This window comes from Tolypothrix campylonemoides VB511288_2 (genome assembly GCF_045999855.1).
GTDB classification, from domain to species: Bacteria; Cyanobacteriota; Cyanobacteriia; order Cyanobacteriales; family Nostocaceae; genus Scytonema; species Scytonema bouteillei_A.
This window is the reverse complement of record NZ_JBFPMW010000003.1, coordinates 593707-619422: the sequence shown is the minus strand read 5'-3', so window position 1 is coordinate 619422 and position 25716 is coordinate 593707. Positions and strand designations below refer to the sequence as shown.

The following is a 25716-nucleotide window of genomic DNA, read 5'->3' as shown; positions in this document are numbered from 1 at the left end:
ATGATACTAAGTTGTTGTTTGTTTCTTACCAACAGTTAACTTTTGGAGAAACTGACTGTTATCAAAGTAGTGTTCCACCGAAAGAATTTTTAAATCATCAGTGACACGGGCTATGCTCATACCGACTATCTCCACTGTCTCCCCTGTTGACGGATAATCTTTGTACGAACCGCTAAAAGTTCCCCAATGCCGCCATTTAAATGTTACGTTGGGGGGACCGGAGAAAACCTCTAAGACTTCCCACAAAAATCCTTTAGGAAATGCCGTGCGGAAAAGTTTCCCCGATGATTCAAAAGTCTCTTCAGAAGCTTTGTAATCTTCTGTATCCGGCATAAATAGATTATAAGTCCCTGAGTTTATCACATCTGATGCTGTGTATTCTGGACCTCCATTGCTACTCATGCGGAATTGCTCGTTAACAACAGATAGCCACTGAGAGGGGTTAGTCTTGAAAGATGCTTCCATCTCAAAGGTTCTCACCAAATTTTGCACAATAGCTTCGAGTGAACCTTCAAAATGGTTAGCTTTACTTTCTTTTGCCAGCCCTTCTTTAGAATCAGTGTAATCTGGTGGAGTTTGAGAACGCCATTCAGCATTCCCACTGTTTGCTATAACCGTGTCTCTGTCCTGTACCCAAAGAGGAAGGTTGTTAGATTGTTCTGCGCTCATAGAAGTTTGAATCCCGATTTAACTTGAGAAATGCAAACAAGCTTTTGGATTTTCGCATTGACAACCCTTCTATTTCAGTTATCAGTTATCAGTTTCCACGGGTTACCAGTCAGCTCTAACCGTTCACTGTTAAGCGCGCATGGCTAGTTTCATTTCACGGACTGCTCTTTCCATACCCACGAGCACAGCGCGACTGACAATAGTATGCCCGATGTTCAGCTCTTCCATACCAGGAAAAGTAGCAATGGGGAAAACATTCCAGTAAGTCAGCCCGTGACCTGCATTCACGCGCAATCCTGCTTGTATTGCTTGCTCGCATCCTTTAGCTAGAAAGGTTAATTCCTGTTGGCGACTGGTTTCATTTTTAGCTTCAGCATATCTCCCGGTATGAAGTTCAATAAACTGTGCTTGAATCTTGACAGAAGCTTCAATTTGTGCAGGTTCAGCATCGATAAACAAACTAACTGGAATACCAGCACCTTGCAGTTTATTGACAACGGCTTCCATGCGATCGATTTGACCAACGATATCCAGCCCTCCTTCTGTAGTGACTTCCTCCCGTTTTTCTGGAACTAGAGTGACATAATCAGGTTGGATATCTAGGGCAATAGCAACCATTTCATCGGTAGCTGCCATTTCCAAGTTAAGATGAGTTCTGACTGTTTGACGCAGTAAGCGCACATCGCGTTCTTGAATGTGTCGCCTGTCTTCGCGCAAATGCACGGTAATGCCATCTGCACCCCCTAATTCTGCAAGTACCGCTGCAGCTACGGGGTCTGGTTCCACCGTCCGCCGCGCCTGTCGAATGGTGGCAATGTGGTCTATGTTTACACCAAGTGTAGCCAACCTGAGTCTCCCTGTTTACAATCCTCAGGACTTGATTTTACTGGAAATTGTGAATTTATGGCGTTATCATTTTTATCAGTCCTCCAGGCACGGCAGAGGTAATTAATGAGTAAAGTGGAATAGAAGACATTTAGAGTGAATTATAAATTGAGCAACTCCGAACAACCCTCTAACAGTAGTTTAAGTTTGATTAACATTTTAAAACAAGCATCAGATGGTTTGTTGTTTATCAGTGAGTCCGAGTCACCTTTTGAAGTTTTTCTTTGGGATGATTCTGAGCAAAAGGATATTACGCCGGAGTTGGTTCTTCAAAAAATAGGGCTCCCTTTAGAGACACCTGTTGAAATGGTTGAACTTGACTCGTTTTTTGAAGTTGCGATCGCAGAACAGAACTGGCATAGTGCAGAAGACAAAATAACTGTCAATAAGTATCAAAATCTTGTGAAAGTTTTGAAAGAAAACCTTAGCGATATCAAAGTCATGCGTTTTGGAACTATCAGTATTGATGTTTATATTATAGGGAAAACCTTGAACAATCGTTTAGCAGGGCTGTCTGTAAAAGTAGTAGAAACTTAGTTATTTTTTGCGCGTTTTGCTCTTTAATTTTAAATCACTTATTTGATACTTTTTAGATTCTAAAATATTTTGGATAGAAGGGTTAACCTCAGATAAAAAATCATAACCTGTCTGGTATTCAATAGCATCAATACTGGTTAAAAATTCAGTCCAAGCAGCATCGCGATTACCATTTGTGTTGGGAGTATCAACAGCAATAATTCTTGTAGATTCATTAATCCTATTTACACTGTCATTAGGTGCGATCGCTATGATAATTTTAAAAATTCGATCGGGAATAGAAACTTTTCCTTGAGCAATAGTTCCTTTCTGACCGTAAACTCCTGCTATGATATACAACTGATTGCCTTGATTGGCTAGAGATCTCTCATAATCTTCCAAACGCGCCCAGTAACCCTGATTGTTATCGGGTGCTTGAGGAACAATATTTGTCATTAAAAAAGTAGCAGCATTATTTTCAGGATTATTGCTGCGATCGGCAGAAGGTACCATATGTCCTTTATCAAAACCGCTTTTCGTGTAATCGTTAGGGGTGACACGATACCAGCCTTCCGGAAGGGTATCGTCAGGACGAAAATTATTAGACCTTGGTGCTTCACCCAGCCAAGATTGATTTAATTCCCAGCTGACCCAGTTGGGAATTCCTTTATCTCTATTGTATGAAAGAACATATTGAGGTTTTTCTATTAAATAATTATTTGGGTCCGTTTGACTGGCATTACTTGGATTACCAAATGGTAAGCGAGGGTTAGTAGCAAGCGGTCTTGGAAAAAGAATCGTACATCCGACAACCAGTGTCAGGAGAAGTGTGATTAGCAGAATGAGAAGTTTTTTGGAGGCGAACATTATCTTCCAATACAGTGTATTGCAGGCGCAGTTTGCAGACAGTTTTTTAGATATTGGGGATTAACGCTTCTCAAGCACGGTTCTCATTAGAACATCAACCCTAAATATAAAAGCTGCATCGTACCCAAAACGAACCCTTGAGGGCGGGGAGTTAGTCAATGTTACCATTTTAGCTTAATCCAAAATTCATTTTATATCCGATCCTTTAAGTTAGATATTAGGATGAATTTTGGGATACAATTTGCTCCTCGCCGTTGTTGAAGAATTAACAACATCTGTCTCAAAAATAGTTTTGTATAAAATACAACACAACTTTTTGGGTAACACCACTAAAACACAAACAGAATAAGCTATGTTAGCTTTTTATAAAAATAATTCTTTTCAATCTGTATGATAGATAAATTAGTTAAGGGTGAGGAGCATCCCTATTTGGAAAAAATACATTTGCGATTGAAATCGCTACTATACAACCTAAGTCCGCCTACGCGGACTTTTTATTAAGTCCACGTAGGTGGACTTTGTTTGTGTAGCCCCATATTTTTAATATGAGGGCAATTGGCATTCTTAGGGATGCTCCCTAAAGATGTAGCCAAAGAAGTAACCAAAAGCATCATTCTTTAATTCTGTAAATTTCTACTCTACCTGCTCTCTTCATTTTTCTCTCTAGAGTGATATCTATGGTTAATTTAAGTCTTATACGTTCGACCTTAATTGCAAATGCAGTTAGTATAATTAGTCTGGCAAGTCTTCTACTAGTGCCATCCCAAGCTGCTGTTATAAATGGTAATTTTGATAATGATTTGAAGAATTGGGAAGCTAAAGGTAGCGTTAATCTTATCGATGGACAAGCATTAATGTCAGCTTATGGAGATGATGTCACAGTAGTTGAAACATTCCTAGAACTAAGCGATGGAACATTGAATGCTGTAAACAGAACCTCTGCAGCCAATGGCTCTGCAATCAAACAAACAATTACAGTTAATGCTGGAGATATATTGAGCTTTAATTGGAAATTTCAAGGAGGAGATTATTTGCCATTTAATGATTTTTCCTTCTATTCAATTAATTCAATAGCTTATAAGCTGGCTGATATCGCGCAAGTTGGTAGTTTTGAAGAAAGCTCATCCCAGACTTTCCATACCTTCCAAACAGCAGGTACTTACACCATTGGATTTGGGGTTTTGAATGCCTTAGATACTTCGGGTACCTCATTTCTGGCAATTGATAACGTCAAAGTATCATCTACCACCACTGTTCCCGAACCCGCTTCTATAATTGGTATTTTAACAATAAGTGCTATAAGTGGAACTTCGGCTTTAAAGCGCAAACAGCTTGTAAAAGCTAGACAAAATTGAGAAATAGGATTCTAATACAAATTTTCTATGAACATGCATACAATTAGACTGCCTTCGCAGTCTAATTGTATAGCCCCGCTCTTCTAAAGTGAGAGCAAGAATGTACAACTTAACATAGAATTTGTATGAAATTAGTTTCATGAATTAAGTGATGAGAGATTTTCATGTATGTAGTCGTTTACTTGGGTTTTGTGGCATGGTATTATAGAAATTTAGTGGAAAATTGCATTATTATTATGACAACTTCTACAGGGAAGTTTCTGGCGACACATAGACTGGTATTCTCACTCTTTGTCACTAGAAGCTAACAGTTCTAGAGCTTTTTATCTCTGGTTGCGAGAGAGTTCGGAAAAGACAAGATAAAATCTTTAACTTGAGCTTTCCCCCGATTCTTGATTGAACAATTAGTAAAAAAATTATAAATATCTAAGGAATTTTATATATAAACCTGATATTCTGTTGAGAAAATTGTTAGATATTTCTCACCAAATTTTAACAATTAGTATTTCCTGAAAGAATTTCTGGTTTATGATAAAAGCCATTGAAAAGAAAACTTTACAAAATCAAATGTGGCAACGCTCTCGACAAGCGATCGCACTTTTGTCTTCTTTAAACTATCGAACTGGGGAATTAAGCAGCTATCTACATAACGTTGCTTGTGGAGTCAGTGAGTTACTGAATGTAGATTGGTCAGTCGTAACATTTTGTCAAGAAGGATTTGAAAAGGTACTGGCTAGTAGCATTGATATCGGTGAGGGCGAACACCTTTATTCACTGCATGGTTCATTAACAGGCACTGTTGTAAAAACTGGTTGCTCCCTAGTAGTGAAAGATGCAAAGGAACACCCAGAGTTTGGCGAAGCTCCAGAAGGTTATAACGCTTATTTAGGTATACCGTTGCGAACTGCTGAAGGCGAAGTCATTGGTACGATTTGCTCTTTCCATCAGCAACCGCGAGAGTTTAGCGAGGAAGAGATTCAGTTAGGCGAACTGTTTGCTGAACGTGCTGCTACAGCAATCGATAATTATCATTTGTACAAACAACAATGCCAATTTAACCAGATTCTGGAGGCTGAAGTACAAAAACGTACAGAAGAATTACGGACAGCACAAGCCAAGCTTGTAGAACAGGAACGCCTAGCAGCCATTGGTGAATTTGCGGCAATGATTGTTCATGAAATTCGTAACCCATTGACTACAACGATCTTAGGATTGAAGTATTTCCAAAAAACCGTTTTAACTGAATCCGCCAAAGAGCGATTATCATTGTCGCTCAATGAAGCCAGTCGATTAGACAATCTGCTGAGTGAAATTTTGCTTTATGCCAAACCCCAGGTGTTGCAACTGTGTGAATTGGATGTAGATCGATTCATGAGTGAGTTGCTCAATGACATGAGCGAGATGCAAGAAGCCGTTGCACGAAAAATTGAATTGATCCCTGTATCAGTTCCAGTCAAGATTTTGGGAGACAAAGATAAACTCAAACAAGTTTTTATTAATATTGTCCGTAATGCCTGTGAAGCAGTTTCCCCAGGAGACGCCATTAAATGGGAAGTAGACATTTCCGATCCAGAGCAAGTTTGCATCAATGTTTGCAATAAGGGTCAACCAATTCCCCCAGAAGTTTTGTCAAAACTAACTCAGCCATTCTTCTCTACAAAACCAAGTGGGACTGGTCTAGGGCTGGCTATCACCAAACGCATAGTTAATGCTCATGGAGGAGAATTATTTATTCACTCTGATACAACAGGTACTACAGTCAGCGTGCAATTACCCAGAATTCATCTTTTGGACTTTGGACAAAAAAATCACAATCTATCCGTTTTTATTTAGTATCAAATCAAACTAAACTTGAGAGCGTTAATGTAAAAAAATGTAGGGGATGATCGGCGATCGCACTCAAGAAACCCAGGTAAAAATTTTTTTATGTATGTTGTTGTCTATATGTTGTAAGCCGAGCAGCGAAGCTTATCGCCCTGATTCGTGTAACAATTAATCCCACCTGCGTAACTTTTGGTGTACGGTAGCTAAGTGCCACATATAATCGTCAATTTTATAACTAACTGCTTGAGTCATATATTGCCGTGCTTGTTCTAGTTGACTCTCTACTTCAAAATACAAACTAAGATAAAGATAACTATAAAACGATTGACGCCGATCGTTAGAAGCGCCAACAGCCAGGACATCATCAACAGAGCAGTGACCGGCATAAAAATCGTAAACTCGCCGCATGACAAACCGGGAATCGTTTCTGACTTCTAACAAAGACTGTCGTGCTTGTGTGGGACCGTGAAGGCGAGCAATGCAAAGGTAGCGCCAAACGGTTTCTTCCACATCGTGAGAGTTAATAGTTAAGTCTATCTCAAATTGTTTTGCCCCCTCAGCAAATCGTTCGGCGTAGTAGTACGACAATCCTCTTTGCCACAAGTAGGGTGTTAAGCGTGGGTCTAGTTTTTCAGCTGTATCAAAGTCAGCGATGGATTCATGAATGTTACCTAACTTGAAATGAACCATTCCCCGATATATGTAGGCTTTGGGGTCATGAGGATGACTGGAGATAACATTATTCCAACGAATTAGCTCTTGTTCTAGAAGATTGCTCGAATTCATTATCAATATTTTTATAAATAGTACTGCCTGAAAAATGGCAAAGTCAGGCTATTTACATAGAAAACTGTCAAAGTCAAGATGAAGATAAGAAAGAACATCTTCAAGTCTTTCTGCAACAATATGCGCCACTCCAAAAAATGGAGTTATTGCAGGATTGCTTGGTATATAATTGAGCAACTTATTTCCAAAAGTTTTGCGAAAAGACTCTTCATCTATCGAATATTTTCCAGTCTCATAATGCGGTGGCAAACTGCCAAGAACAAAGGCATAAATATTGGAAGAATCTTCTTCAGCTAGCAAAGAATCCCAATCCGGGCTTCGATCTGTGAAGAAAAGTTCGTAAGGATTGAAATTAAAAGTATACTCTGTCAAATCTGGGAGAGCAACTTGCCCAAAACGCAGTGGGTTTAACTCAATGGGAAAAAGACTGCCGTCACTGTACCTTCTAAACTCAAAATGGAATGGGAAGCGATGCAAATCGAGCTTGGTTCCGATCTTATCCATAAGGCGAGTAAGAGGTTCTAGTGTCTGAGCTACAACTTGCCTTGATGTATAGTAGAGAGTATCACTCACATCTGATTCCGAGGCGAAAGGATGGTGATACACCCCAGTTATGACTGTTCTGCCGTTTGCATCCCAGAAGCCATCGCAAGCAAATTCCTCGCCTTCTACGAACTCTTCCACCAGAAAACGCGAACTGCTTAGCATAGCGGAATTCATAGACTTTGTAGCCCTGTCGATATCCTGAAGAACCGAATCTACTGTGCGAGCCCACTCTTGTTGTCCTCGCACTGTGCGAATACCTATGGAGGCGGTTCCTAAAGAAGGTTTGAGTACCACTGCTTTAATTTCCTGTGGTAGCTGAAAGTCTTGCAGAGTTTCTCTTGTTAACTCTACGTAGAATAAATCGGGATGTGATTCTTTGAGGAGTTCTCGGAAAGCCGCTTTGTCTTTAAAGACATTCACTTGAGACAACTGTGTGTGTGAAAGATTTTGGAGAATGAAACAGAGGCTTGCTTCCCAGTTCATTATGACCGCAGTGTCTCTGTTTGCTACCAAAGACTTTGCTTCTGTATCTTCAAGTGTAGGAATTGTCTCTGGTAGAGGCGGTGTTGGTGGTTGGACATACACGGGAATTGCATATTTTTGCACGGCGCGTAGCAATGAGGGAGAAAGAACGGGTCCGGAGATCAAACAGCAATTTAAGCTCATATATCCAATAAACCGTAGCGCTTTTGTAAATTGAGCAACTTCATTCTGGCTTCACCTGCATTATCGGCTAGATCGGCAAATTCAACAAATCTCAGTAATTCCTTCCGCAGTAAATTTCGCTCAACTTCTAAAGTATTCCTATCGAGATCTGGTGGTAAAACGATCGTGTCAAATATGGTTGCGCGTTCTTTACCGGGATGGGGGCGTAAAACGCGTCCGCGTCTTTGGATAAACTGGCGGGGATTAGCCGAACTTGCCAAAATCACAGCAGTTTGAATCGCGGGAATATCAACTCCTTCATCCAAACAGCGAATGGCGACTAAACCTTGTAATTCACCACTTTCAAATTGACGGCGCAAAGCTTCTCTTTCTGCTAATGGTGTTTGGGCAGTATAAGTACTTATTCTGTAACCCAACTCCGTACCCAGTATTTTGGCGACGGCTTTCACTTGATGTAAATCGGAACGTTGAGTGACGTCTTGGGAACCATCGCTGCAATAAAAGAGGGTATGGGTGGTGTCCCGGCGATGTTGCATGAGTTCGCGCAAAGCGTGTAACTTATTTTCAGCAGCACCGACTAACCTCGCTCTTTGCATTAACAAGGGTTTTAAGTCTTCGTTGTCTTCAAAATTTCCTAGAGCAACACTTTCCCGTTCTCGATACAGGAGCGCTCGTCCAATTTTTTGTGTGAGTTTTGCATATGCACGGCTTTCTGTTTCAGTTAATTCTACAAGTACGGGATAATAGAGATAGTGAACAAGCGCACGTTGGGCGATCGCATCTCGTAAGGTAAACTCTGGTTGCAGAACAGCTCCAAAATACCCCAAGATAGATTGGGTTCCATCTTCATCAAAATATCTCTCTGGTGTAGCAGACAAAGCCAGTCGCAACCCGAGGCGTCGGGGTAAACTTTCTTCTAATCTGGGTGCTCCGAGATTGTGTGCTTCATCTCCTACAATCAAAGTTCTTTCGGGAAAGTACTTGAGTTGAGATTGAAAGCCATCGCCAATGAGAGTAGAGTTGCTGGTAATAATTGTGAGAAATGGTTGAGAACCAGAACGGACGTTATAGAGTTGTGTGGAGAGTTGGCTTTGCCAATTGCGTATACTCTCGAAGGCGAGAATGGGTTGCAAATTAAATTTTTCACATTCTCGCGCCCATTGAGTGACAAGATGGCGGTACGGGCAAATAACTAACACGGCTTGCAAGTTAATTTGCTTGTAGAGTTCGCAAACAATGGCAAGTGCAGTGATTGTCTTTCCACTACCAGTTGCCATTTTCAAGGTTCCCCTACCATTGTTAGCAAACCAATTGTCAATCGCTTGTCGCTGATATCCCCGCAATTCGATGGATACCGGCATTTTAGGACATCCCGGTAATGATGGTTGCTGTGTTTGATATTTGCTTTTGTTTTCACCTACAAATGGTGGTTTGAGGAGATATGTTGCTAAATGAGTCTCCTCTACCGTGTTGGAAGTTGGCAGTTGGACGCGCTTGTTTAACAAGTACATATGCTATTGGTAAGTCGTGAGTGGAAAAAATGTTCAAGTATAAAGTATGAAGGATGAAAAATTCAGTTCATCCTTCATCCTTCATCCTTCATACTTTTCTTTGTTAGTTGTAATTGCGCCAGATGGCGACTAGGGAACCTTGCACTTGTACTTGAAAAGCGTTGACCTCTATGGGATCGTATTTGGGATTTGCGGCTTTAAGGGTGACGCGATCGCCTTCACGATAGAATCGTTTTAAAGTTGCACCATATCCATCAACTCTGGCGGCAACAATCGTGCCATTTTTGAGGTGATCTGGTTCTGGTACGGGACGCAAAAACACCAAATCTCCATCAACGATAGAGTCCTCGATCATACTGTCACCTGTTACCCGCAAAGCATAAGTTTTCGCAGGTAACGTCATACTGGTGAGGTCTATATACTCTTCCGCTTCTGTGACTGGTTCTATCAAACCCCCTGCGGCAATTTCACCCAAAATGGGAACACCTAGCTTTAACGGTCGCAAAATTCTAATAGTTCGCGCCTTACCTTCATTCCATTCAATGTACCCTTTGGTACGTAAATGTTCTAAGCGACTTTGAATGGGTGCAGGGGATTTTAAATTCATAGCCTGCATCATTTGTCGGATAGAAGGTGAATGCTGGTGCAATCGTATATATTCTGCCAGCCATTCGTAAAGTTCTCTTTGAGCTTCTGTGAGACGTTCCATAATTTTGAAAACAGGAAAATACAAATGTTCCTAGAACATTAGTACTACAAAAAACATCTTTATGCACTATTTATTTAGAATATTTTGGATTTTTTATTAAAAAATTTTGGAATTGGGTGAGAAAAGAGGAGTGAAGAGAGAGGGATAAATACTCACAATTTCAATTTTACAACCTCTCACTCAGAAACTCCTACTTCTTTTTTATATTTCTTCTGCTCCTAAAAGACTTGCAAGCAAAGCTTTTTGGATGTGCATTCGATTTTCTGCCTGGTTCCAAATTTGCGACTGAGAACCTTCCATGACTTCGTCAGTGATTTCTTCACCGCGATGTGCTGGTAAACAGTGTAAAACAATTGCATTGGGATCGGCAAGACTTAACAGGCGATCGTTAACTTGGTAAGGTTGAAAAACTGGCAATCGGTCATTTGCTTCTTCTTCTTGTCCCATACTTGCCCAAACATCGGTGTAAATAACATGAGCACCTTTTGTTCCTGCTTCGGGGTCGTGAGTTAGCAATACCTCAGTTTTTCCACCAGCAATTGAGCGTGCTGTTTCTAGAATTGCTGCATTTGGTTCAAATCCATTGGGTGTGGCGACTCTTACATTCATTCCCACCAAAGCACAGCCCAGTAACAAAGAATTTGCCACATTATTCCCATCTCCAACATAAGTTAAGGTTAAACCCGTGCAGGAGCCAAAGCATTCTTGGACTGTCATCAAATCAGCCAATACCTGACAGGGATGTTCCAAATCAGTGAGGGCATTAATGACGGGAATTTGAGCGTAATTAGCAAAAATTTCTAATTCCTGCTGTGCAAAGGTACGAATTGCCAAAATATCTAGATATCTATCTAAAACTCGTGCCGTATCTTGCACGGGTTCTCCACGACTGACTTGTGTAACATTGGGATTTAAATCGATGACTTGTCCGCCAAGTTGATACATCGCAACAGTAAAACTGACTCTCGTTCGAGTAGATGCTTTGGAGAACAGCAAACCCAATACTTTATTGCATCGCAATCTCAACTGTTGCGACTTTAGCTGGCTTGCCATCTGCAAAAGTTCTTGAACTTCCGTGGGACTGAAGTCTGCCAAACTTAATAAATCTCGTCCTTTCAACCCTGCCATGCTTGTTGATGTGCGATCGAACAATCTTTTATTTTCGTTCTTTTACCCAACCTTGTCCAAAAAAAATTTGGATAAATATATTTTTGGGCGATCGCTTGCATAACAAGGATACCTATGCTATATTGTTTGACTAGTGCAATGCCTGAAAGCAGTAAACCTTATGGTTGTTGTGAAAGGTGTAAGAGTGCCAGCATAGCACAGTGGTAGTGCATCCGACTTGTAATCGGAAGGTCGTCGGTTCAAATCCGACTGCTGGCTTTGAATGCCAGTTTGTACATCGTCGTTTAGTCAAGTGTACATTCACAAATTAAATGTCGTTGTTCACAAATTCATGTCGCAAAAGCATTCTCCATAACTGTTCACAAATTAAATGTCGCTAAGTTTGATTTTGATTTAACTGCCCAAGAAACCATAGCAAAATTGCTACAAGTAAAGGTTGAGCTTCACCTAATATCTTAAAACCTTAAATAAGGTAGTGCAAACCAAGCAGGCGGATTTGAACCCTTTCAACCCATCCAAATTTAAATCAATCCCAGTTTGTATATTGTTGCTTAGTCAAGTTTAAAATCTTTCAACTCCCAATACATGGAGAGAGTTATTGTTACCTTTTCCTTCAGAGGTGCGATCGCAATACACTTCAAACATATGCTCGCCCATAGTGCTGAACTTCAGTTTTTTTGGACGCATCAAGTGGAATGGGCGATCTGTCCAAAGGGCAGGATCGAAGCTATCGCGTCGTTATGAAAGGTGCTTTGATGAGGACATTTGGTTGCTGGTAAGGAGTCGGTTTGCGCCTTGGGATGCTATTGCGAAAGAGATGGATAAATTGGAGCAAGAGGCTTCAAGCTAATAACCTCATCTCTGGAGCCAAATAAGGTCGGGGTGTGAGTTAGATGAGCGATCTCAAGACAAAAGGTGAATTTTACAAACCACTCTGCATCTCTAGCAACAATCCGCGCACTAGGGGCGTTTCCATATCAGCCTAGTCTTTTTAACCTAAAGGTGAAAGTGATTTTAAAGAAGAATGATAATAATTGTGAGGAGGAGAAAGCGCTTGCCGACGGTAAGCGCTTTCTCCCCCTCAAATACGCATGAATAATTTACATCCCTTTCCCTTTATAATATGTGAAAAAACAAAAAGTAGTAAGAAATTATAGTATACAAAAATCCTTGTAAAGCAATAGTTTTAGGAATCAAGAAACGACATCAATTTGTGAATTTACAAGTACAACAACAGCATTTGTAAGGCGTTTAAATTGTCAGCCTGGGGAACTTTTGGAATATGAGCCTGATGATGATGATGATAAGGTCATTTCTATTATTGATATGGCATGAGTATAAATACTTTTTTTAAAATCAAGGTAAAACTGCGTTCAGTTTAAGGGGTCAAAAAATCAAAATAATCTCCCGATTGCGAACCTCCTTCAGAGACACTTTGCGAACGCAACTGAGCTGACTTAACGTGGACGCGATCGCACCACAGTCTTTTCTTTAAGAGGACGTAAAAAAATAACCCCCAATAGTTTTGGGGGTAGAAGTGACTGATGTGCTACAGTCACAAAAACTACTGCACTAAAATATAACGGAACCATGTATTTGGAACCCCAACAGACGCGCATTCTTAAGAGCAGAATTAGACGCATATTATGCAAAACTCTACGGACTGACCCGTGATGAATTGCAATATATTCTAGACCCTGCTGATGTCTACGGTGAAGACTTTCCTAGTAAAACGTTCCGCGTGTTGAAAAATAACGAAATTAAGCAGTTTGGAGAATACCGCACACAAAGATTAGTGCTGGAAGCTTGGGATAGAATAATTCGTAATGCGTAATTCGTACTTATGAAAACAGACATACTTTTCTACGAACTCATTCAAGAACTTCCACAAGTTTTTTTTGAACTGATTGGTAAACCTGACACAAACCCTAATATCTAAAAATTTACTGCGATCGAAATTAAACAACAATCCTTTCGATTAGACGGACTGTTTTCTACCCTAGTAGGTTTTGAAAATGAACCATTATATTTTGTAGAACTACAAACATACAAGGATGAAGAATTTTACGAACGGCTTTTTGGAGAAATTTTCGTTTACTTTCGTCAGTATAAACCGACAAACTCAGATTGGTATGCAATTGTTATCTACGACAGGCGCAGCCATGAAAGTCCACCCCATGCTCGGTATCAGGTTTTAATGGAAAATCATGTACGCCGTATTTACCTAAACGAACTCAGCAGTCAAACAGATGACTCTTTAGGGATAGGAATTATAAAGTTATTTGTAGAAAATCCCAAAAAAGCTCCTCCCTTAGCTCAAAAACTAGTCAGTCAAGCAAGAGAAGAATTAACCGAGCAAAACCTTCTTCTGAAAGTGTTAACATTTATCCAAAGCGTTGTAGTCTATAAATTCCCAAATCTTACCAAAGAGGAGATTCAAACTATGCTGAACTTAGGTGAAGATATAGAAAAAACTGGCTATTATCAAAGCGTCCTGAAAAAAACTAAGTTAAAAGTTGTACCAAAATTACTGGAGAAAGGATTAAGCATTCAGGAAATTGCTGAATCTTTAGAACTAGATCTTGAAGAAGTCAGAAAGGTCGCAGAAGAACTATAGATTTCTTGCAGAAATAGAAATTTGATTTTAAGGATTGCCTCAGAAACCTGATTTCTTTGAGAAACCAGGTTTCTTGATTCCTACAGTTAAGCGCTCGCATAATTGTTAAAACTGATACATTCTAGATTAGATCTGAAAAATTATAAAATGACGAAACTTAAGTATCAAAGGATAGCGCTCGCTTGACGCTACCAGATTTGTTGCTGAGATGGGAATTGACAGTATCGGACTTGTGGTCGCCTGAATTTGATTGACCTTACTTTACAGAGGAGGGGACGAGCAATGACGCAAACCTTACGCCAACTAGTAACCTTTGAAGAATTTGTTCGGTGGAAACCGGACAATGGACGCTATGAACTGCACGATGGAGCGATTGTTGAGATGTCGCAGCCAACAGGAGACCATGAAGAAGTAACGGGATCTTTGGTGACAAAGCTAGCTGTTGAATACGCAAGGTTGCAGCTGCCCTACTTCATACCCAAGACTGCATTAGTTAAACCACCGGAAAATGAATCGGCTTATTCACCAGATGTGGTGATACTGAATCGGCTCAACCTAGTTAACGAACCGCTGTGGAAACAAGAATCTACCATCACTCAAGGCGCGTCAATTCCCTTAATCGTTGAGGTCGTAAGTACTAACTGGCGGGATGATTATTTGACAAAGGCTGGTAAATACGAAGAGATTGGGATACCCGAATATTGGATTGTCGATTATCTCGCTCTTGGCGGTCGTCGGTTTATTGGCAACCCCAAGCAACCAACTATCTCCATTTATTCCTTAGTCGAGGGCGAATACCAAGTCACTCAGTTTAGAAACGGCGATCTCATCTCTTCACCAACATTCCCGGAATTAAATTTGACAGCAGAGCAAGTTTTTCAACCTACCTGAATATACTTAGTTTAAACCTTTGATGCCATGAGGCGTCGATCGCATCAGAGTGAGTGAAGCACAAATCCAACAACCGCTATTGAGACAGTTAACCAGTAACTTATTAACGTCGTAGTACTGGTGCAACAGTTCCTTTTGAGAGTGGCTCAATAGCCAATGCCGAGCAATGCTGCGATTCTTCTTGCCCCGCAATTGCGATAAATTAAAAAGAAATAGCGATCGCGACCATGTTTACCATTGCGGATTTACAAGAATTACAAACAGAACACCCGGACTGGCAAATGGAACTGGTGGATGGGAGTATTGTTGTTATGGGTCCATCAGATTACGAATCAGAAGAGATTGGTGCCGAGTTTGTGCGACAGCTTGCCAATTGGGTACGTCCTCGCAAACTAGGAAGGGTAACAGGTTCCAGTGCTGGATTTATTCTGCCAACTACAAAAGAGCAGAGCGAGCGGGACTTGCGTGCTCCTGATGTGTCGTTTGTCAAAGCCGATCGCTTAAAAAAGACCAAGCGTGATTTTGTAGAGCTAGCCACTACTGCATCTTCTTTGGTTCTCCCTGCAAAATCCCAATAATCGTCCGCGTTACAAACTCTAAATCCTGAGGAACTGGATGCAGTGGTAAACATTCCACCACATGATGCAAGTTGCGCTCGTAAAAACCAAATCGCCAAATTTCCCCAGTCGAAACTGCACCGTACAAAATCGGACTCTCACTTTCTATCCAGCGATCGAGCGCAATCAATTCAACGGCAAGTTGAGTAAAGCCTTTAGTCAAATCCGATTGTTTTGCTTCAATAATTAGAAGATGACTCGGACTGGGAATATAGTAATCCAAGGAGCCTTTCAACCAATTACTTACATTAAGAGTATACTCAATATTGATTGAATAATCTAAGAGATCGCAAATCCGATCGAGCAACGGAAAAATTAATGCTTCACGGCGGGCTTGTTCGGTGGTTGTATTCACCCGTTTCAATCTGCGCCGCATAGTGTGTGCGAGTTCAGTTAACCAATCTAATTCACGTTGTGAGTAGGGGAGATCTTCGAGATCCGTGCGCTCGAAAGTACAGCCCAAATCTGCCAAAATATCTTCAGGTGAGTAAGGCAAATCAAAATACTTGCTAAAGGTATAGGATTCATTTGGATCTAAAACCTTAGGCATGGTGTCGATCTCCTCACTAAAACAATAAGCCCATTCTATCGAAACCAGTAGGCGATAAGCCTTTATATGCAAACTTACACCTACGCAATTACGATAAATTAAAAAGAAATAGCGATCGCGACCATGTTTACCATTGCGGATTTACAAGAATTACAAACAGAACACCCGGACTGGCAAATGGAACTGGTGGATGGGAGTATTGTTGTTATGGGTCCATCAGATTACGAATCAGAAGAAGTTGGCTTGGAGTTTGCACGGCAGCTTGCCAATTGGGTACGTCCTCGCAAACTAGGAAGAGTAACAGGTTCTAGTGCTGGATTTATTTTGCCAACTACAAAAGAGCAGGGCGAGCGGGACTTACGCGCTCCTGACGTGTCGTTTGTCAAAGCCGATCGCTTAAAAAAGACCAAGCGTGATTTTGTAGAGCTAGTTCCAGACCTAACAGTTGAAGTGAAATCCAAAACAGACCGCATTAAGGTTTTGGTAGAAAAAATTCAACTTTTTCTAGAACTTGGAAGTACTGTTGGTATCTTGATTGACCCCGATGAGCGAACTGTTACAGTTTATCGGCTCGCTCAAAGCCCCACAGTTTTAAGGGATAGCGATCGCTTGACGCTACCAGACTTGTTGCCGGGATGGGAATTGACAGTATCAGAGTTGTGGCCTCCTGAATTTGATTGACTTGCAACCGTACAGCACGCAGCACGTAACTGTAGCGTTTCCCAGTTTATTGAGGTACAAATTTATCTGCATCCATCAGCTACAGACTGCGGTTAGTGCAATATCCATGTTTAATCAACTGATTTTGCTGAAAACTAAATTCGGTACGGATTCCAAAACTTCCATTGCTTGAGTGTAAGCATCTTTAGCAGCAAGTTGTTTGGCTGTTTTCTTGTTAGGATAATCAGCGGAAGTGAGGATTTCTTGCTCAAACAATTTAATCTGACAGCGACAGCGAAAACCCCCGCTTCCTAGCTGAGTAAAGGTATATTTTGGTTCTTGTTGCTTGAGCTTGATAACCAGCTCTTGAAGGAGTCCGATAAAATTGAGATCGGGAGCGTTCAAGTCCACAGTCTCTATGACAATGGGTTTTTGAACCTCAGTTTTGACCTTGACGGGTAACGCTCTTTCACTGGGATTCACTAAGCGATCGCCAAGATAGTCCCGCACCCAAAAAACGGCTGCTTGGTTGCGACTCGCTGCTTTTCCTGGGGCGATCGCACACTCTCTTGTTGTCAGCACCAAACCATCAACCGCGACGACAAACCAAGTACAGAATTCTTTGCCCTCATCAACAATAGAGTTCTCTATCTTCCAACTTGTATTAATTTGAGTTTGCATCATCAGTGCGGAGACTGCCATGTGAGGAACTTTGGTTAAAGCCGAGTAAGTTGTCTCGTGTACCCGAGTTTCTGTACTGTGAAATAAAAGGTAAGTAAAGTCTGAGGCTTGCAAAAGTTCTTGTGTTCCCCGCCGTTCAATTTCATCAATTATGCTTTCAACCGTATTATTTTCAATGGCTCGCTTAACCTCGCGGCTAAACTCTTTTGGAGTCAGTTCTTGCATAACTAGGCGATCGCAAAGCGCAGCTGATGGCTGTAGATTGCTTTCCACCTTAGGAGGCAATTCTCGTTCATTAAGGTGAACCAAACTACCACGAAGATACTCCTGAATCCAGAAAACTGCTGCTCTATTGCGGCTAGTTGCCTTCCATAAATCTGTGGTACCTTGTTTTGTTGTGAGTGCCACACCATCAATACTGACAACAAACCAAGTACAAAATTCCGTACCTTCATCAACAATAGAATCTTCTATCTTCCAGTTTTCTTCCTTTTGACACTGTATAGTCAGTGCTGAAACTGCTAGGTTGGGAGTTTCGTTTAAAGCCGAGCAGACTATTTCATGAACGTTACTATCTTGAGCGTAAAATAGAAGGTAAGTAAAATCTGAAGCTTGTAGTATTTTCTCTTGCGCTCTCCGCTTGATTTCATCAATTATAGTTTCAACAGTGTTCTGCTTGGCAACATATTTAACTATGCGAGAAAAATCTTTTGGAGGCAGTTCTTTAAACTCGTTAGAAACTATACTTTTTTCGTACTGTTTTTTCTTTTCTCCTGAAAAATATGCATCCTTATCTTCTTGTAAACTATTGCGATATTCAGTTGCTTTAATCGCAATTTCTTGAAGCTCTGCTTTAGTGTAAGGAAGTTTTTGTCCGTTTAACCAAGCCTTGATTATTCTATGGTTGACCAGATCGACATACCGTCTAATGGGAGATGTAAAATGGCAATAAGCAGGTATTGATAAAGCAAAATGTCCAGCCAAAGTAGGGCTATATTCAGCCTTGTTCATCCAATTAACTAGCAACGACTGAATGTAGCCCATAGAAGCCACAACAGATATTGATTCTAAGATGCGCTTGCGATCGGGAGCGATCTCCTTAGCTGAATGATTTCTATACACCATGTTGATTCCACAGTCCGCCATAGTGTTGGCTACCGCAAAGTTACAGAGAATCATAAATTCGGAGATAATTTGCTGGCTTTTATACTCAACCGCGAGCAAACGACCATCTTCAGTGACTAGTAAACTATCGCTTAATGAGATAGCAATCGCGCCTTGTTCTTGACGTCTGATGGTTAGTTTTTTTGCTACCAATTGACAAAGTTTTAAAGTTTCGTGGAAATCGTCATCCCGATTTTTCAAAGCAGCATCTGCTTCAGCGTAAGAAAATCTCCTCAAGCTACAAAGTTCCGATTCAAAAATTCTAGTTTCTAAAATTTCTGCACTATCTGACAGCCGAACTTGTACTGTTACAGTATCCCGTGTTTGCTTTTCCAACAAACTGAGATCGTTTTCTGCTAGATGCTTGGGCAGCATGGGACTCACACTACTAGCTCTATATCTCGTTTCTATTTTGTTATAAGCATTGCGATCGATGTAGCTATCTTTCTTCACATGAGCAGCTACATCAGCAATGTGGATAGACAGCAGGACTCCTTCGTTTTGTTGCTCGATCCAAATTGCATCGTCTAAGTCCTTAGAGGTTTCACCGTCGATTGTAAAGCCAAAGACTCCTACTCTTTGTTGCATATGTCTTACAAGTAGTACAAATACACTTTATTTTAGCGAGTTTATCAAAATGCTCCACACAGCTTTAACTGAGTATCGCTGTTAAAGTTTACTCTTTTGAAAATATTTTTCGTAATTCTTGGGATTTTCTTCACGTTAAGAGCGTTGCATTTTCTGTAAGAGAGTTCAAACAGTTTTATGAGTGGCAATGAGGGGTAATAAATCTTTATTTAGATTGCGTTACAAGGCAAGCAGCCCTGTAACGAGAAAAAGCTCCATTTTAATGGGTTTTACCTGAACAAGGGTACCGTTCTCCTAACCTTTGACCCCTACTTTCTCCAATGCGTCTATAAATTTATCAACACTTTCTTGACGGCTGTTAAAACCCATCAGCCCAACACGCCAAACCTTACCTGCGAGTTCGCCCAATCCTCCCCCAATTTCAATATTGTGCTCGTTCAGTAACTGCCGAGCGATCGCTTTACCATCGACGCCTTCTGGAATGCGAACTGTGGTCAGCGTGGGAAGGCGAAATTCTCGCTCAACGTGCAAAGTTAACCCCAAATTCTCCAACCTTTCCCAAAGATATTCTACGTTCTTTTGATGGCGCTGCCAGCAGTTTTCCAATCCCTCTTCTGCAACCAAGCGCAATGCCTCCCGCAAAGCATAATACAAATTAATGGGCGCAGTATGGTGATAAACGCGTTCTTGACCCCAGTATTTGTTCAACAACGTCATATCCAAGTACCAGTTAGCTACCTTATTCGGGCGCTTTTGCAATTTCTCCACAGCACGGGGGCTCATTGTAAATGGTGAAGCTCCTGGCGGACAGCCCAAACCTTTTTGGCTGCAACTGTACGCCAAGTCAACTCCCCACTCATCTAAAAAGATAGGAACGCCACCCAAACTGGTCACCGTATCTACCAGTAGCAGACACCCAAATTCACGACACAGATCGCCAACTCCCTCCAAAGGTTGACGTGCGCCTGTAGAAGTTTCAGCATGAACTAAAGCCAACAGGCTCGGACGATGAGTTTCCAACGCACTCCGCAATTCCTCCAGAGTAAACACTTGTCCCCAAGATTTTGCGATCGTTCTGACATCTGCACCATATCGCCCCGCCATATCCACAAGACGATTGCCAAAGTAACCCATCACACCAACCAACACAACATCACCAGGTTCTACAGTGTTAGCGATCGTTGCTTCCATTGCAGCAGTTCCCGTACCTGAAACCGCAATAGTCAAAGGATTTTCCGTTTGCCATACGTAGCGCAACAGTGACTGAATTTCATCCATCAGCCCCAAAAACGCAGGATCGAGGTGTCCCAATGGAGAAGTGTTCATGGCTTCAAGAACTGCAGGATGGGCGTTGGATGGTCCCGGTCCCAACAGAAGACGAGATGGAACTGCAAGAGGTGCTAGTTGCAGACGTTGGTTGTTGTTAATTGACAGTGTTTGCATTATTTATTTCTCAGCGTGTACATAGTCTACAAAGTAAAATTTAGGGCTTAGGGAGAATTTGAGCCAAGCGTAAACGGATAGGCTCAAAAGTGCTAAAACAATCAGGGGTACACCGAGTCTTGCTCGCAGTGCATCGGGAAAGGTAGCAACTGCTGAAACAATCATGACAAAGCATCCCAAAAGAATCCATTGCAGGCGCTGTATGTTTTTCAGCGCATTTCGACAGCTACTACAATGTTGAGTGTGTTGCCTGTAGCGATTGAGTAATTCTTGACGATTCTCGTTGATTGTCGAATTTGCTGGAACACTGATTCCAACTTCGCTCCAAGGTAACTGTCCCTGACAATATGTATCGAACCATTTCCGAAACTCAGTAACCAAGCGATCTGCACTTGTGGGTAGTTTGTATGCAGTTTTCCAATTACCTTGTTGCTGTTGGAGAAAATACTCTTGCTGGTGTAAAAAAATCATATCTCCATCCAACACCGCATTTCGGTTTTGAATGTGATCCCACCAACGAGGTATGAGATGGTGAAGGGTTTTGGCAAAGTTACGGGGAAACTGACCTACAATCCTCGATTTCCCTGGAGCCACTGGTATGCAATAAGTTACAAGCCCTACCTGTTTTCCTTGGTTACCGAAGCTAATGGCATATTCCAAGTGACAGGGTGGCTCAAAAGTAATGCTTGTTTTGTACAATCCTTGACTGGCGACTTGAATCAAGTTTGGTGTTGATTGTACAACTTTCATGTCGATAGGAGCTGCTTTTGAGCGATCGCCCTGAACTCCATGATGTGCAAAAGGAACGTGACTGGGGTCTGCTACATTTTCTACAAGGGTTTGCCAGTCATAATCCAAATCCCTGACAAAAGAAGACCACACAAACCCTTTACTAGCATCGAGCTGTGGCGATAGAGGTAACGGTGTATTGGCGGCTTGCTCGGCAGAACTGACATCAGGCCAAACCCAGAGTAAACCATTTTCCTGACAGCAAGGAAATGCGATCGCACATAGTTGTTTGTTCTCTGTCAACAGTTCCGGCTTTTCTGCTTGGGGAACGTGAGTGCAAATCCCTTGAGAATCAAATTGCCACCCGTGATAGCTGCACGTTAAATTGCCAGTTTTATCGTCAATTCGACCTTCACTCAACGGTGCAAGACGGTGGGGACATCGATCTAAAAAGACTTGAAAATTTTCAGATGACTTTGGTTTCCAAATGACCAAACGGAGTCCCAAAAGCTTGACTGGTGTTGGTCGCGTTGAGTCAAGATCTTCTATTGGTGATAGGGGATACCAGTGTTGAAAAAAATTAAATTCGGATTGCATATCTACCATTGTGTTCGGTTTTGTGCATTTGCGAATATAGTTCGCGGCTATACAAACAAAACCCACCTACGTGGGTTTCAAAACCTTGATTCTTTAACTAGTAGTCCGCGCAGGCAGACTTTATTTGTATAGTAGCGACTTATATTCGCCCAGAACTTTTAAAACATTCTCTAAGCTCCATCATATCTAAATAATCGTTAGCAAATGCTTTCCGTAGAAGTGGGTAAGGAATAAATTCATCATACTTTTGCATCTGCGGTGCTTCAGAAGTACTGACTAAAGCTGCATTGGGAATTCTTTGCTCGCATAGGGAAAGAATTTCCGATTGCAAATATTTTAATTTTTCTGGCGCTAGTTTTATTATTAAAAAATAAGGATTATTGCCACTCATACTTTTAATTTCTAGAGATTCCCGACAAAAAGAGTTCAGCAATCTTTCTAAAGTTCGATAAGCAACAGTCCCCATCCAAGGAAAAATACAACACTTACCTTTTTCTAATTGCACGATATAACTTGTATCCAATCCAGAGTCTTTTGCCAATTTGCGAGCCGAATGCAATCTTTGTAAGGCATTTTTTTGTAAATAGCTATATTCTGTCTCTTCACACAAAACTTGACGCATTCTTTGCAAAACTTTTGTATGAATAGTGCTACTACCCCCACGCCAGTAAATACTTGATTGACCTTCTCCCTGTTTTACCAAAACAATCCTTTTTTTGAAATCAACTTCCGTAACTTCCCAAGTTCTACCCGCCAAAGCGAAGACATTTCCTACAGGGATTGGTGTAGAGATACTGCCAATGTCCGTATTACCCTGTTTGACAGCATACTCCCGAGCGTCAGAAAAAACAGCATAAAATTGAAATTTTCCAACAACTTTTTCCCCTGTCAAACCAAGAATTACGTTACCTTTTTCCGTTAACTGGACATGATTGATGTCAATTAAGTAATTTATTAATAATTTAAAATCTTCTCTAGAAATATTGCCAAAAATGGGCAAACTTAAAACTTTTTTTGCCAAGTGAGAAGGTGACATTTCACCTTCAGATAATAAAATACTCATCATTTGTTGATACAACAAACTCACGGGATATTTAGGATTCTTAATTGGCTCAATCCAACGCTCCTCTAAATAAAGTTGAATAATAGCAATACACTGTAAAAGTTGCCAAGGGATTTGTTCTGGTAAAGACTTTTCCGAAGAGATCTCCTCTTCAGCACAGACAAAACGCATATCAGCCGCTTCTCCTCTTCTCCCAGTACGACCCAACCTTTGTAAAAAACTAGCAACAGAAAAAGGAGATTCCAACTGAATGACACGTTCCAAATAACCGATATCGATACCCAATTCCAAAGTTAAGGTTGCAGCTGTGACAGCCGGACGATTGGGTTCGCGCATAGCACTTTCAGCCGCTTGACGCAAACGAGCAGAAATACTGCCATGATGGACGTGATAAATATCGTCCTCCCCCTCCTCACGAGCAATTTTTCGCAATGCTCCAATAACCGATTCCGTCTGAGACTTATTGTTAGCAAAAATCAGACACTTTCGCGACTGACTCAAATTAAAAATATAGCGATCGCACTCACCTAGCTCCTCCTCTCTTTCCTCAGCGCCCTCAGCGCCTCTGCGGTTTATATCACCAACATAAAAATGCTCCACAGCCAACTTAATTTGACGCTTCCCCACCTCCATTTTTGGAGTAACAACCGCTCTTTTAGTCCCAGAGCGCAACCACTCCTCAGCCATCGAATAATCCCCTAACGTCGCCGACAACCCAATCCTGCGAGGTTCTTTATCAATTACCCTCTCCAAGCGCGTCAACTGGCAAAGAATTTGACAACCACGTTCCGAACCCATAAAGACGTGAATTTCATCAATAATGACAAACCGCAAATCTCCAAACAGACGAAACAATTCATTGTGTTTGTTAATTAACAAACTTTCCAAAGATTCCGGCGTAATTTGCAAAATTCCTCTAGGGGTTTTCAAAAGCTTGTTTTTATGACTTTGAGAAACATCACCATGCCAACAGCAAACAGGTATTTCCGCTTCTTTTAACAAGTCATTCAATCGTTCAAATTGATCGTTAATTAGAGCTTTAATAGGACCAATATACAAAGCTCCAATTGTAGTCGCAGGATTATCGTACAATTCAGTCAAAACAGGTAGAAAAGCCGCTTCTGTTTTTCCCGCAGCTGTTCCAGCCGTCACCAGCAAATGAGCATCAGTGTTAAAAATGACTTTACAGGCTTCGATTTGAACTGGTCTTAATTCAGTCCAGTTGCGATCGTAAATATATTCCTGAATAAAGGGTGCAAGTTTGGAAAAAATAGTCTCACTCATTTCACAGACTTATTTCTGCAACATCATCATCTTCATCTACATTGATATTTATATTTTTTCTGATAGAAGTCGGTTTAAAATCAGTGCCATGGATGAGTGTTTTAAAAGTAAAATTGGGATTTTGGTAGAGAACATTTACCACACTAATAAAATCCCGTACAATTTCACCAGGAGTCAGCAAAGCTTCAGCACCTAACCGACTGACAATTTCTCGGACAAACTCTTTCAAGTCTCTATTTGTCAAAGTTTGCTCGTAACCATAATTAAATGCATGAATCTCAGCTAATCTTTGCAAAAGGATGAGAATTTCCTCTTCTACAAGCGGATTCAGACGCAGTACGGGACCCAAAAATTCCTGTACTCCAGCTTGTGACGCAAAACGGCTTTCTTTGGTACGTCTTCGCCAAGCAGAATCAGAAAAAAGTCCCCGATTGGGATCTTCTAAAAATCTTGTCGTTCCACCAATAATAATTCCAAGATGTTCTGCCTTACATTGCATGGTGTCATTAAACATTCCCAACAATCTGTTGTAATTTTTTTCACGGGTTACTGTAGTCGGTATTTTGTACAAATACACGGCTTCATCAAGCAGAACAATAAGCCCTTTATAACCAATTTCAGCAACAAACTTGGCTAATAACTTAAGGTAGTCATACCACGTTTCATCATCAATAATAACGCGAACTCCTAAGGCTGCTTTTGCCTCAATTTTTGTAGTAAATTCCCCCCGCAACCACTTGAGAGCAGCATTTTTTAAATTATCCTCATCCAATCGATAGCCCCGCCAGTAAGCGACAATAACGCTCCCAAAATCAAAACCATGAACTAAATCTTCGATATACTGAACTACTTCTCGAATTTTCTCTTCTACTTTGTCGTCAAAACCTTCATCATTGGGACGCATTCCACTTTCTTTTGCGACCTCTTGTTGGATTTTGTTAATCCATCCTTCTAAAATAGAAACTAAAGCACCACCATCAGGGCGAGTTTTTGTGGCGAGGTGACTCATTAATTCTCGATAGGTTGCCAAACCTTCGTTATTACTTCCAGCAAGCCGGCGTTCCAGGGATAAATCAGCATCAGCAACTACAAAACCTTGCTCCATAGCATAGCTGCGGACTAACTGTAGCATGAAGCTTTTTCCAGAACCATAGTTACCAACTACAAAGCGAAATGCTGCTACACCCTCGGCTATATCATCAAGATTTTGCAATAAACTTTTCAGTTCTTTTTCTCTTCCTACTGCTATATGCTCTAACCCCAATCTCGGTACGACTCCCGCACCTAGAGAGTTCATTAAAGCAGTAGATACTTTTTTTGATATTTTCAGCTTTGCCATGTAAATCACCTCGTTCTATTCTCGTTATTTG

The 25716-nt window shown here is 41.1% G+C and carries 21 protein-coding genes, 1 tRNA gene and 2 pseudogenes; 8 read left to right on the top strand and 16 right to left on the bottom strand.

Annotated features, from left to right (window positions below; genetic code table 11):
- Positions 1 to 6 precede the first annotated feature (6 nt).
- Complete coding sequence (locus AB0756_RS11260; protein WP_038090773.1) at positions 7 to 669, bottom strand: ester cyclase; 663 nt, start codon at positions 667 to 669, stop codon at positions 7 to 9.
- Between the two features lie 129 nt (positions 670 to 798).
- Positions 799 to 1515: a pyridoxine 5'-phosphate synthase gene (locus AB0756_RS11255; protein ID WP_038090775.1), complete on the bottom strand. Its 717-nt coding sequence runs from the start codon at positions 1513 to 1515 to the stop codon at positions 799 to 801.
- 135 nt (positions 1516 to 1650) lie between these two features.
- Between AB0756_RS11255 and AB0756_RS11250 the strand changes: the two genes are divergently transcribed.
- Entirely contained in the window at positions 1651 to 2091 is a 441-nt protein-coding gene (locus tag AB0756_RS11250) for a nuclease A inhibitor family protein (protein ID WP_237265812.1), read from the top strand.
- On the opposite strand, the gene AB0756_RS11245 is transcribed toward AB0756_RS11250, so the two are convergent.
- On the bottom strand, positions 2092 to 2937 hold the full coding sequence (locus AB0756_RS11245; protein WP_038090777.1) for a DNA/RNA non-specific endonuclease: 846 nt from the start codon (positions 2935 to 2937) through the stop codon (positions 2092 to 2094).
- Positions 2938 to 3614: 677 nt separating this feature from the next.
- Between AB0756_RS11245 and AB0756_RS11240 the strand changes: the two genes are divergently transcribed.
- Together AB0756_RS11240 and AB0756_RS11235 are read left to right on the top strand one after the other, a co-directional pair.
- Positions 3615 to 4292, top strand: coding sequence for a PEP-CTERM sorting domain-containing protein (locus AB0756_RS11240; protein WP_050045135.1), 678 nt, complete (start codon positions 3615 to 3617; stop codon positions 4290 to 4292).
- A 528-nt stretch (positions 4293 to 4820) separates the two neighbouring features.
- The gene (locus tag AB0756_RS11235) at positions 4821 to 6125 is read left to right on the top strand and encodes a GAF domain-containing sensor histidine kinase (RefSeq protein ID WP_050045136.1); all 1305 of its coding nucleotides are present in this window, start codon (positions 4821 to 4823) and stop codon (positions 6123 to 6125) included.
- Positions 6126 to 6284: 159 nt separating this feature from the next.
- On the opposite strand, the gene AB0756_RS11230 is transcribed toward AB0756_RS11235, so the two are convergent.
- From AB0756_RS11230 to argF, 5 genes are all read right to left on the bottom strand, one after another.
- A complete protein-coding gene (locus AB0756_RS11230; protein ID WP_038090780.1) occupies positions 6285 to 6902 on the bottom strand; it encodes a tetratricopeptide repeat protein in 618 nt (205 codons plus the stop codon).
- 48 nt (positions 6903 to 6950) lie between these two features.
- Positions 6951 to 8114, bottom strand: a complete 1164-nt coding sequence (locus tag AB0756_RS11225) for an ATP-grasp domain-containing protein (RefSeq protein ID WP_038090783.1) — start codon at positions 8112 to 8114, stop codon at positions 6951 to 6953.
- On the bottom strand, positions 8111 to 9625 hold the full coding sequence (locus tag AB0756_RS11220) for a DNA phosphorothioation system restriction enzyme (RefSeq protein ID WP_038090788.1): 1515 nt from the start codon (positions 9623 to 9625) through the stop codon (positions 8111 to 8113). Before AB0756_RS11220 ends, AB0756_RS11225 begins: the two co-directional genes overlap by 4 nt.
- A 103-nt stretch (positions 9626 to 9728) precedes the next feature.
- Positions 9729 to 10334: a transcriptional repressor LexA gene (gene lexA, locus AB0756_RS11215; RefSeq protein ID WP_038090791.1), complete on the bottom strand. Its 606-nt coding sequence runs from the start codon at positions 10332 to 10334 to the stop codon at positions 9729 to 9731.
- 201 nt (positions 10335 to 10535) lie between these two features.
- Entirely contained in the window at positions 10536 to 11462 is a 927-nt protein-coding gene (argF, locus tag AB0756_RS11210) for an ornithine carbamoyltransferase (protein WP_038090793.1), read from the bottom strand.
- Positions 11463 to 11648: 186 nt separating this feature from the next.
- Here argF and AB0756_RS11205 point away from each other — a divergent pair.
- A tRNA-Thr gene (locus tag AB0756_RS11205) sits at positions 11649 to 11720 on the top strand.
- Positions 11721 to 12023: 303 nt separating this feature from the next.
- Here AB0756_RS11205 and AB0756_RS11200 read toward each other — a convergent pair.
- Positions 12024 to 12149 carry a hypothetical protein gene (locus tag AB0756_RS11200; RefSeq protein ID WP_272899688.1) on the bottom strand — a complete coding sequence of 42 codons (126 nt, stop codon included), beginning with the start codon at positions 12147 to 12149 and terminating at the stop codon, positions 12024 to 12026.
- Between the two features lie 1156 nt (positions 12150 to 13305).
- Here AB0756_RS11200 and AB0756_RS11195 point away from each other — a divergent pair.
- Positions 13306 to 14079: pseudogene (locus tag AB0756_RS11195) on the top strand (Rpn family recombination-promoting nuclease/putative transposase).
- Positions 14080 to 14361: 282 nt separating this feature from the next.
- The gene (locus AB0756_RS11190; protein WP_038090798.1) at positions 14362 to 14970 is read left to right on the top strand and encodes a Uma2 family endonuclease; all 609 of its coding nucleotides are present in this window, start codon (positions 14362 to 14364) and stop codon (positions 14968 to 14970) included.
- 6 nt (positions 14971 to 14976) lie between these two features.
- On the opposite strand, the gene AB0756_RS11185 is transcribed toward AB0756_RS11190, so the two are convergent.
- Entirely contained in the window at positions 14977 to 15162 is a 186-nt protein-coding gene (locus AB0756_RS11185) for an NACHT C-terminal helical domain 2-containing protein (RefSeq protein WP_408019846.1), read from the bottom strand.
- A gap of 35 nt (positions 15163 to 15197) precedes the next feature.
- Here AB0756_RS11185 and AB0756_RS11180 point away from each other — a divergent pair.
- A pseudogene (locus AB0756_RS11180) lies at positions 15198 to 15503 on the top strand (Uma2 family endonuclease); the annotation flags it as partial.
- 4 nt (positions 15504 to 15507) lie between these two features.
- On the opposite strand, the gene AB0756_RS11175 reads toward AB0756_RS11180, so the two are convergent.
- A complete protein-coding gene (locus AB0756_RS11175) occupies positions 15508 to 16137 on the bottom strand; it encodes a hypothetical protein (protein WP_167844600.1) in 630 nt (209 codons plus the stop codon).
- 123 nt (positions 16138 to 16260) lie between these two features.
- Between AB0756_RS11175 and AB0756_RS11170 the strand changes: the two genes are divergently transcribed.
- Positions 16261 to 16818, top strand: a complete 558-nt coding sequence (locus tag AB0756_RS11170) for a Uma2 family endonuclease (protein ID WP_408103993.1) — start codon at positions 16261 to 16263, stop codon at positions 16816 to 16818.
- Between the two features lie 114 nt (positions 16819 to 16932).
- Here the strand turns inward: AB0756_RS11170 and AB0756_RS11165 are convergent, their stop codons facing one another.
- The 5 genes from AB0756_RS11165 to AB0756_RS11145 all read right to left on the bottom strand — a co-directional run bounded on the left by AB0756_RS11165 (position 16933) and on the right by AB0756_RS11145 (position 25685).
- Complete coding sequence (locus AB0756_RS11165; protein ID WP_050045137.1) at positions 16933 to 19230, bottom strand: RNB domain-containing ribonuclease; 2298 nt, start codon at positions 19228 to 19230, stop codon at positions 16933 to 16935.
- 294 nt (positions 19231 to 19524) lie between these two features.
- A complete protein-coding gene (locus tag AB0756_RS11160) occupies positions 19525 to 20676 on the bottom strand; it encodes an alanine--glyoxylate aminotransferase family protein (protein ID WP_038090803.1) in 1152 nt (383 codons plus the stop codon).
- Positions 20677 to 21999 (bottom strand): aromatic ring-hydroxylating dioxygenase subunit alpha, encoded by a 1323-nt coding sequence (locus tag AB0756_RS11155; RefSeq protein WP_038090857.1) that lies wholly within the window; start codon positions 21997 to 21999, stop codon positions 20677 to 20679.
- A 139-nt stretch (positions 22000 to 22138) separates the two neighbouring features.
- Positions 22139 to 24346, bottom strand: a complete 2208-nt coding sequence (locus AB0756_RS11150) for a DEAD/DEAH box helicase (RefSeq protein WP_038090806.1) — start codon at positions 24344 to 24346, stop codon at positions 22139 to 22141.
- A 1-nt stretch (position 24347) separates the two neighbouring features.
- The gene (locus AB0756_RS11145) at positions 24348 to 25685 is read right to left on the bottom strand and encodes an ATP-binding protein (protein WP_038090808.1); all 1338 of its coding nucleotides are present in this window, start codon (positions 25683 to 25685) and stop codon (positions 24348 to 24350) included.
- Between the last annotated feature and the right edge of the window lie 31 nt (positions 25686 to 25716).

Excerpts from the sequence above, each read along its gene's own strand:
- AB0756_RS11260 (WP_038090773.1), bottom strand. The coding sequence starts at position 669 with ATGAGCGCAGAACAATCTAACAACCTTCCTCTTTGGGTACAGGACAGA.
- AB0756_RS11245 (WP_038090777.1), bottom strand. The coding sequence starts at position 2,937 with ATGTTCGCCTCCAAAAAACTTCTCATTCTGCTAATCACACTTCTCCTG.
- AB0756_RS11240 (WP_050045135.1), top strand. The coding sequence starts at position 3,615 with ATGGTTAATTTAAGTCTTATACGTTCGACCTTAATTGCAAATGCAGTT.
- AB0756_RS11235 (WP_050045136.1), top strand. The coding sequence starts at position 4,821 with ATGATAAAAGCCATTGAAAAGAAAACTTTACAAAATCAAATGTGGCAA.
- AB0756_RS11230 (WP_038090780.1), bottom strand. The coding sequence starts at position 6,902 with ATGAATTCGAGCAATCTTCTAGAACAAGAGCTAATTCGTTGGAATAAT.
- AB0756_RS11225 (WP_038090783.1), bottom strand. The coding sequence starts at position 8,114 with ATGAGCTTAAATTGCTGTTTGATCTCCGGACCCGTTCTTTCTCCCTCA.
- AB0756_RS11220 (WP_038090788.1), bottom strand. The coding sequence starts at position 9,625 with ATGTACTTGTTAAACAAGCGCGTCCAACTGCCAACTTCCAACACGGTA.
- lexA (WP_038090791.1), bottom strand. The coding sequence starts at position 10,334 with ATGGAACGTCTCACAGAAGCTCAAAGAGAACTTTACGAATGGCTGGCA.
- argF (WP_038090793.1), bottom strand. The coding sequence starts at position 11,462 with ATGGCAGGGTTGAAAGGACGAGATTTATTAAGTTTGGCAGACTTCAGT.
- AB0756_RS11200 (WP_272899688.1), bottom strand. The coding sequence starts at position 12,149 with ATGCGTCCAAAAAAACTGAAGTTCAGCACTATGGGCGAGCATATGTTT.
- AB0756_RS11190 (WP_038090798.1), top strand. The coding sequence starts at position 14,362 with ATGACGCAAACCTTACGCCAACTAGTAACCTTTGAAGAATTTGTTCGG.
- AB0756_RS11175 (WP_167844600.1), bottom strand. The coding sequence starts at position 16,137 with ATGCCTAAGGTTTTAGATCCAAATGAATCCTATACCTTTAGCAAGTAT.
- AB0756_RS11170 (WP_408103993.1), top strand. The coding sequence starts at position 16,261 with ATGTTTACCATTGCGGATTTACAAGAATTACAAACAGAACACCCGGAC.
- AB0756_RS11165 (WP_050045137.1), bottom strand. The coding sequence starts at position 19,230 with ATGCAACAAAGAGTAGGAGTCTTTGGCTTTACAATCGACGGTGAAACC.
- AB0756_RS11155 (WP_038090857.1), bottom strand. The coding sequence starts at position 21,999 with ATGCAATCCGAATTTAATTTTTTTCAACACTGGTATCCCCTATCACCA.
- AB0756_RS11150 (WP_038090806.1), bottom strand. The coding sequence starts at position 24,346 with ATGAGTGAGACTATTTTTTCCAAACTTGCACCCTTTATTCAGGAATAT.
- AB0756_RS11145 (WP_038090808.1), bottom strand. The coding sequence starts at position 25,685 with ATGGCAAAGCTGAAAATATCAAAAAAAGTATCTACTGCTTTAATGAAC.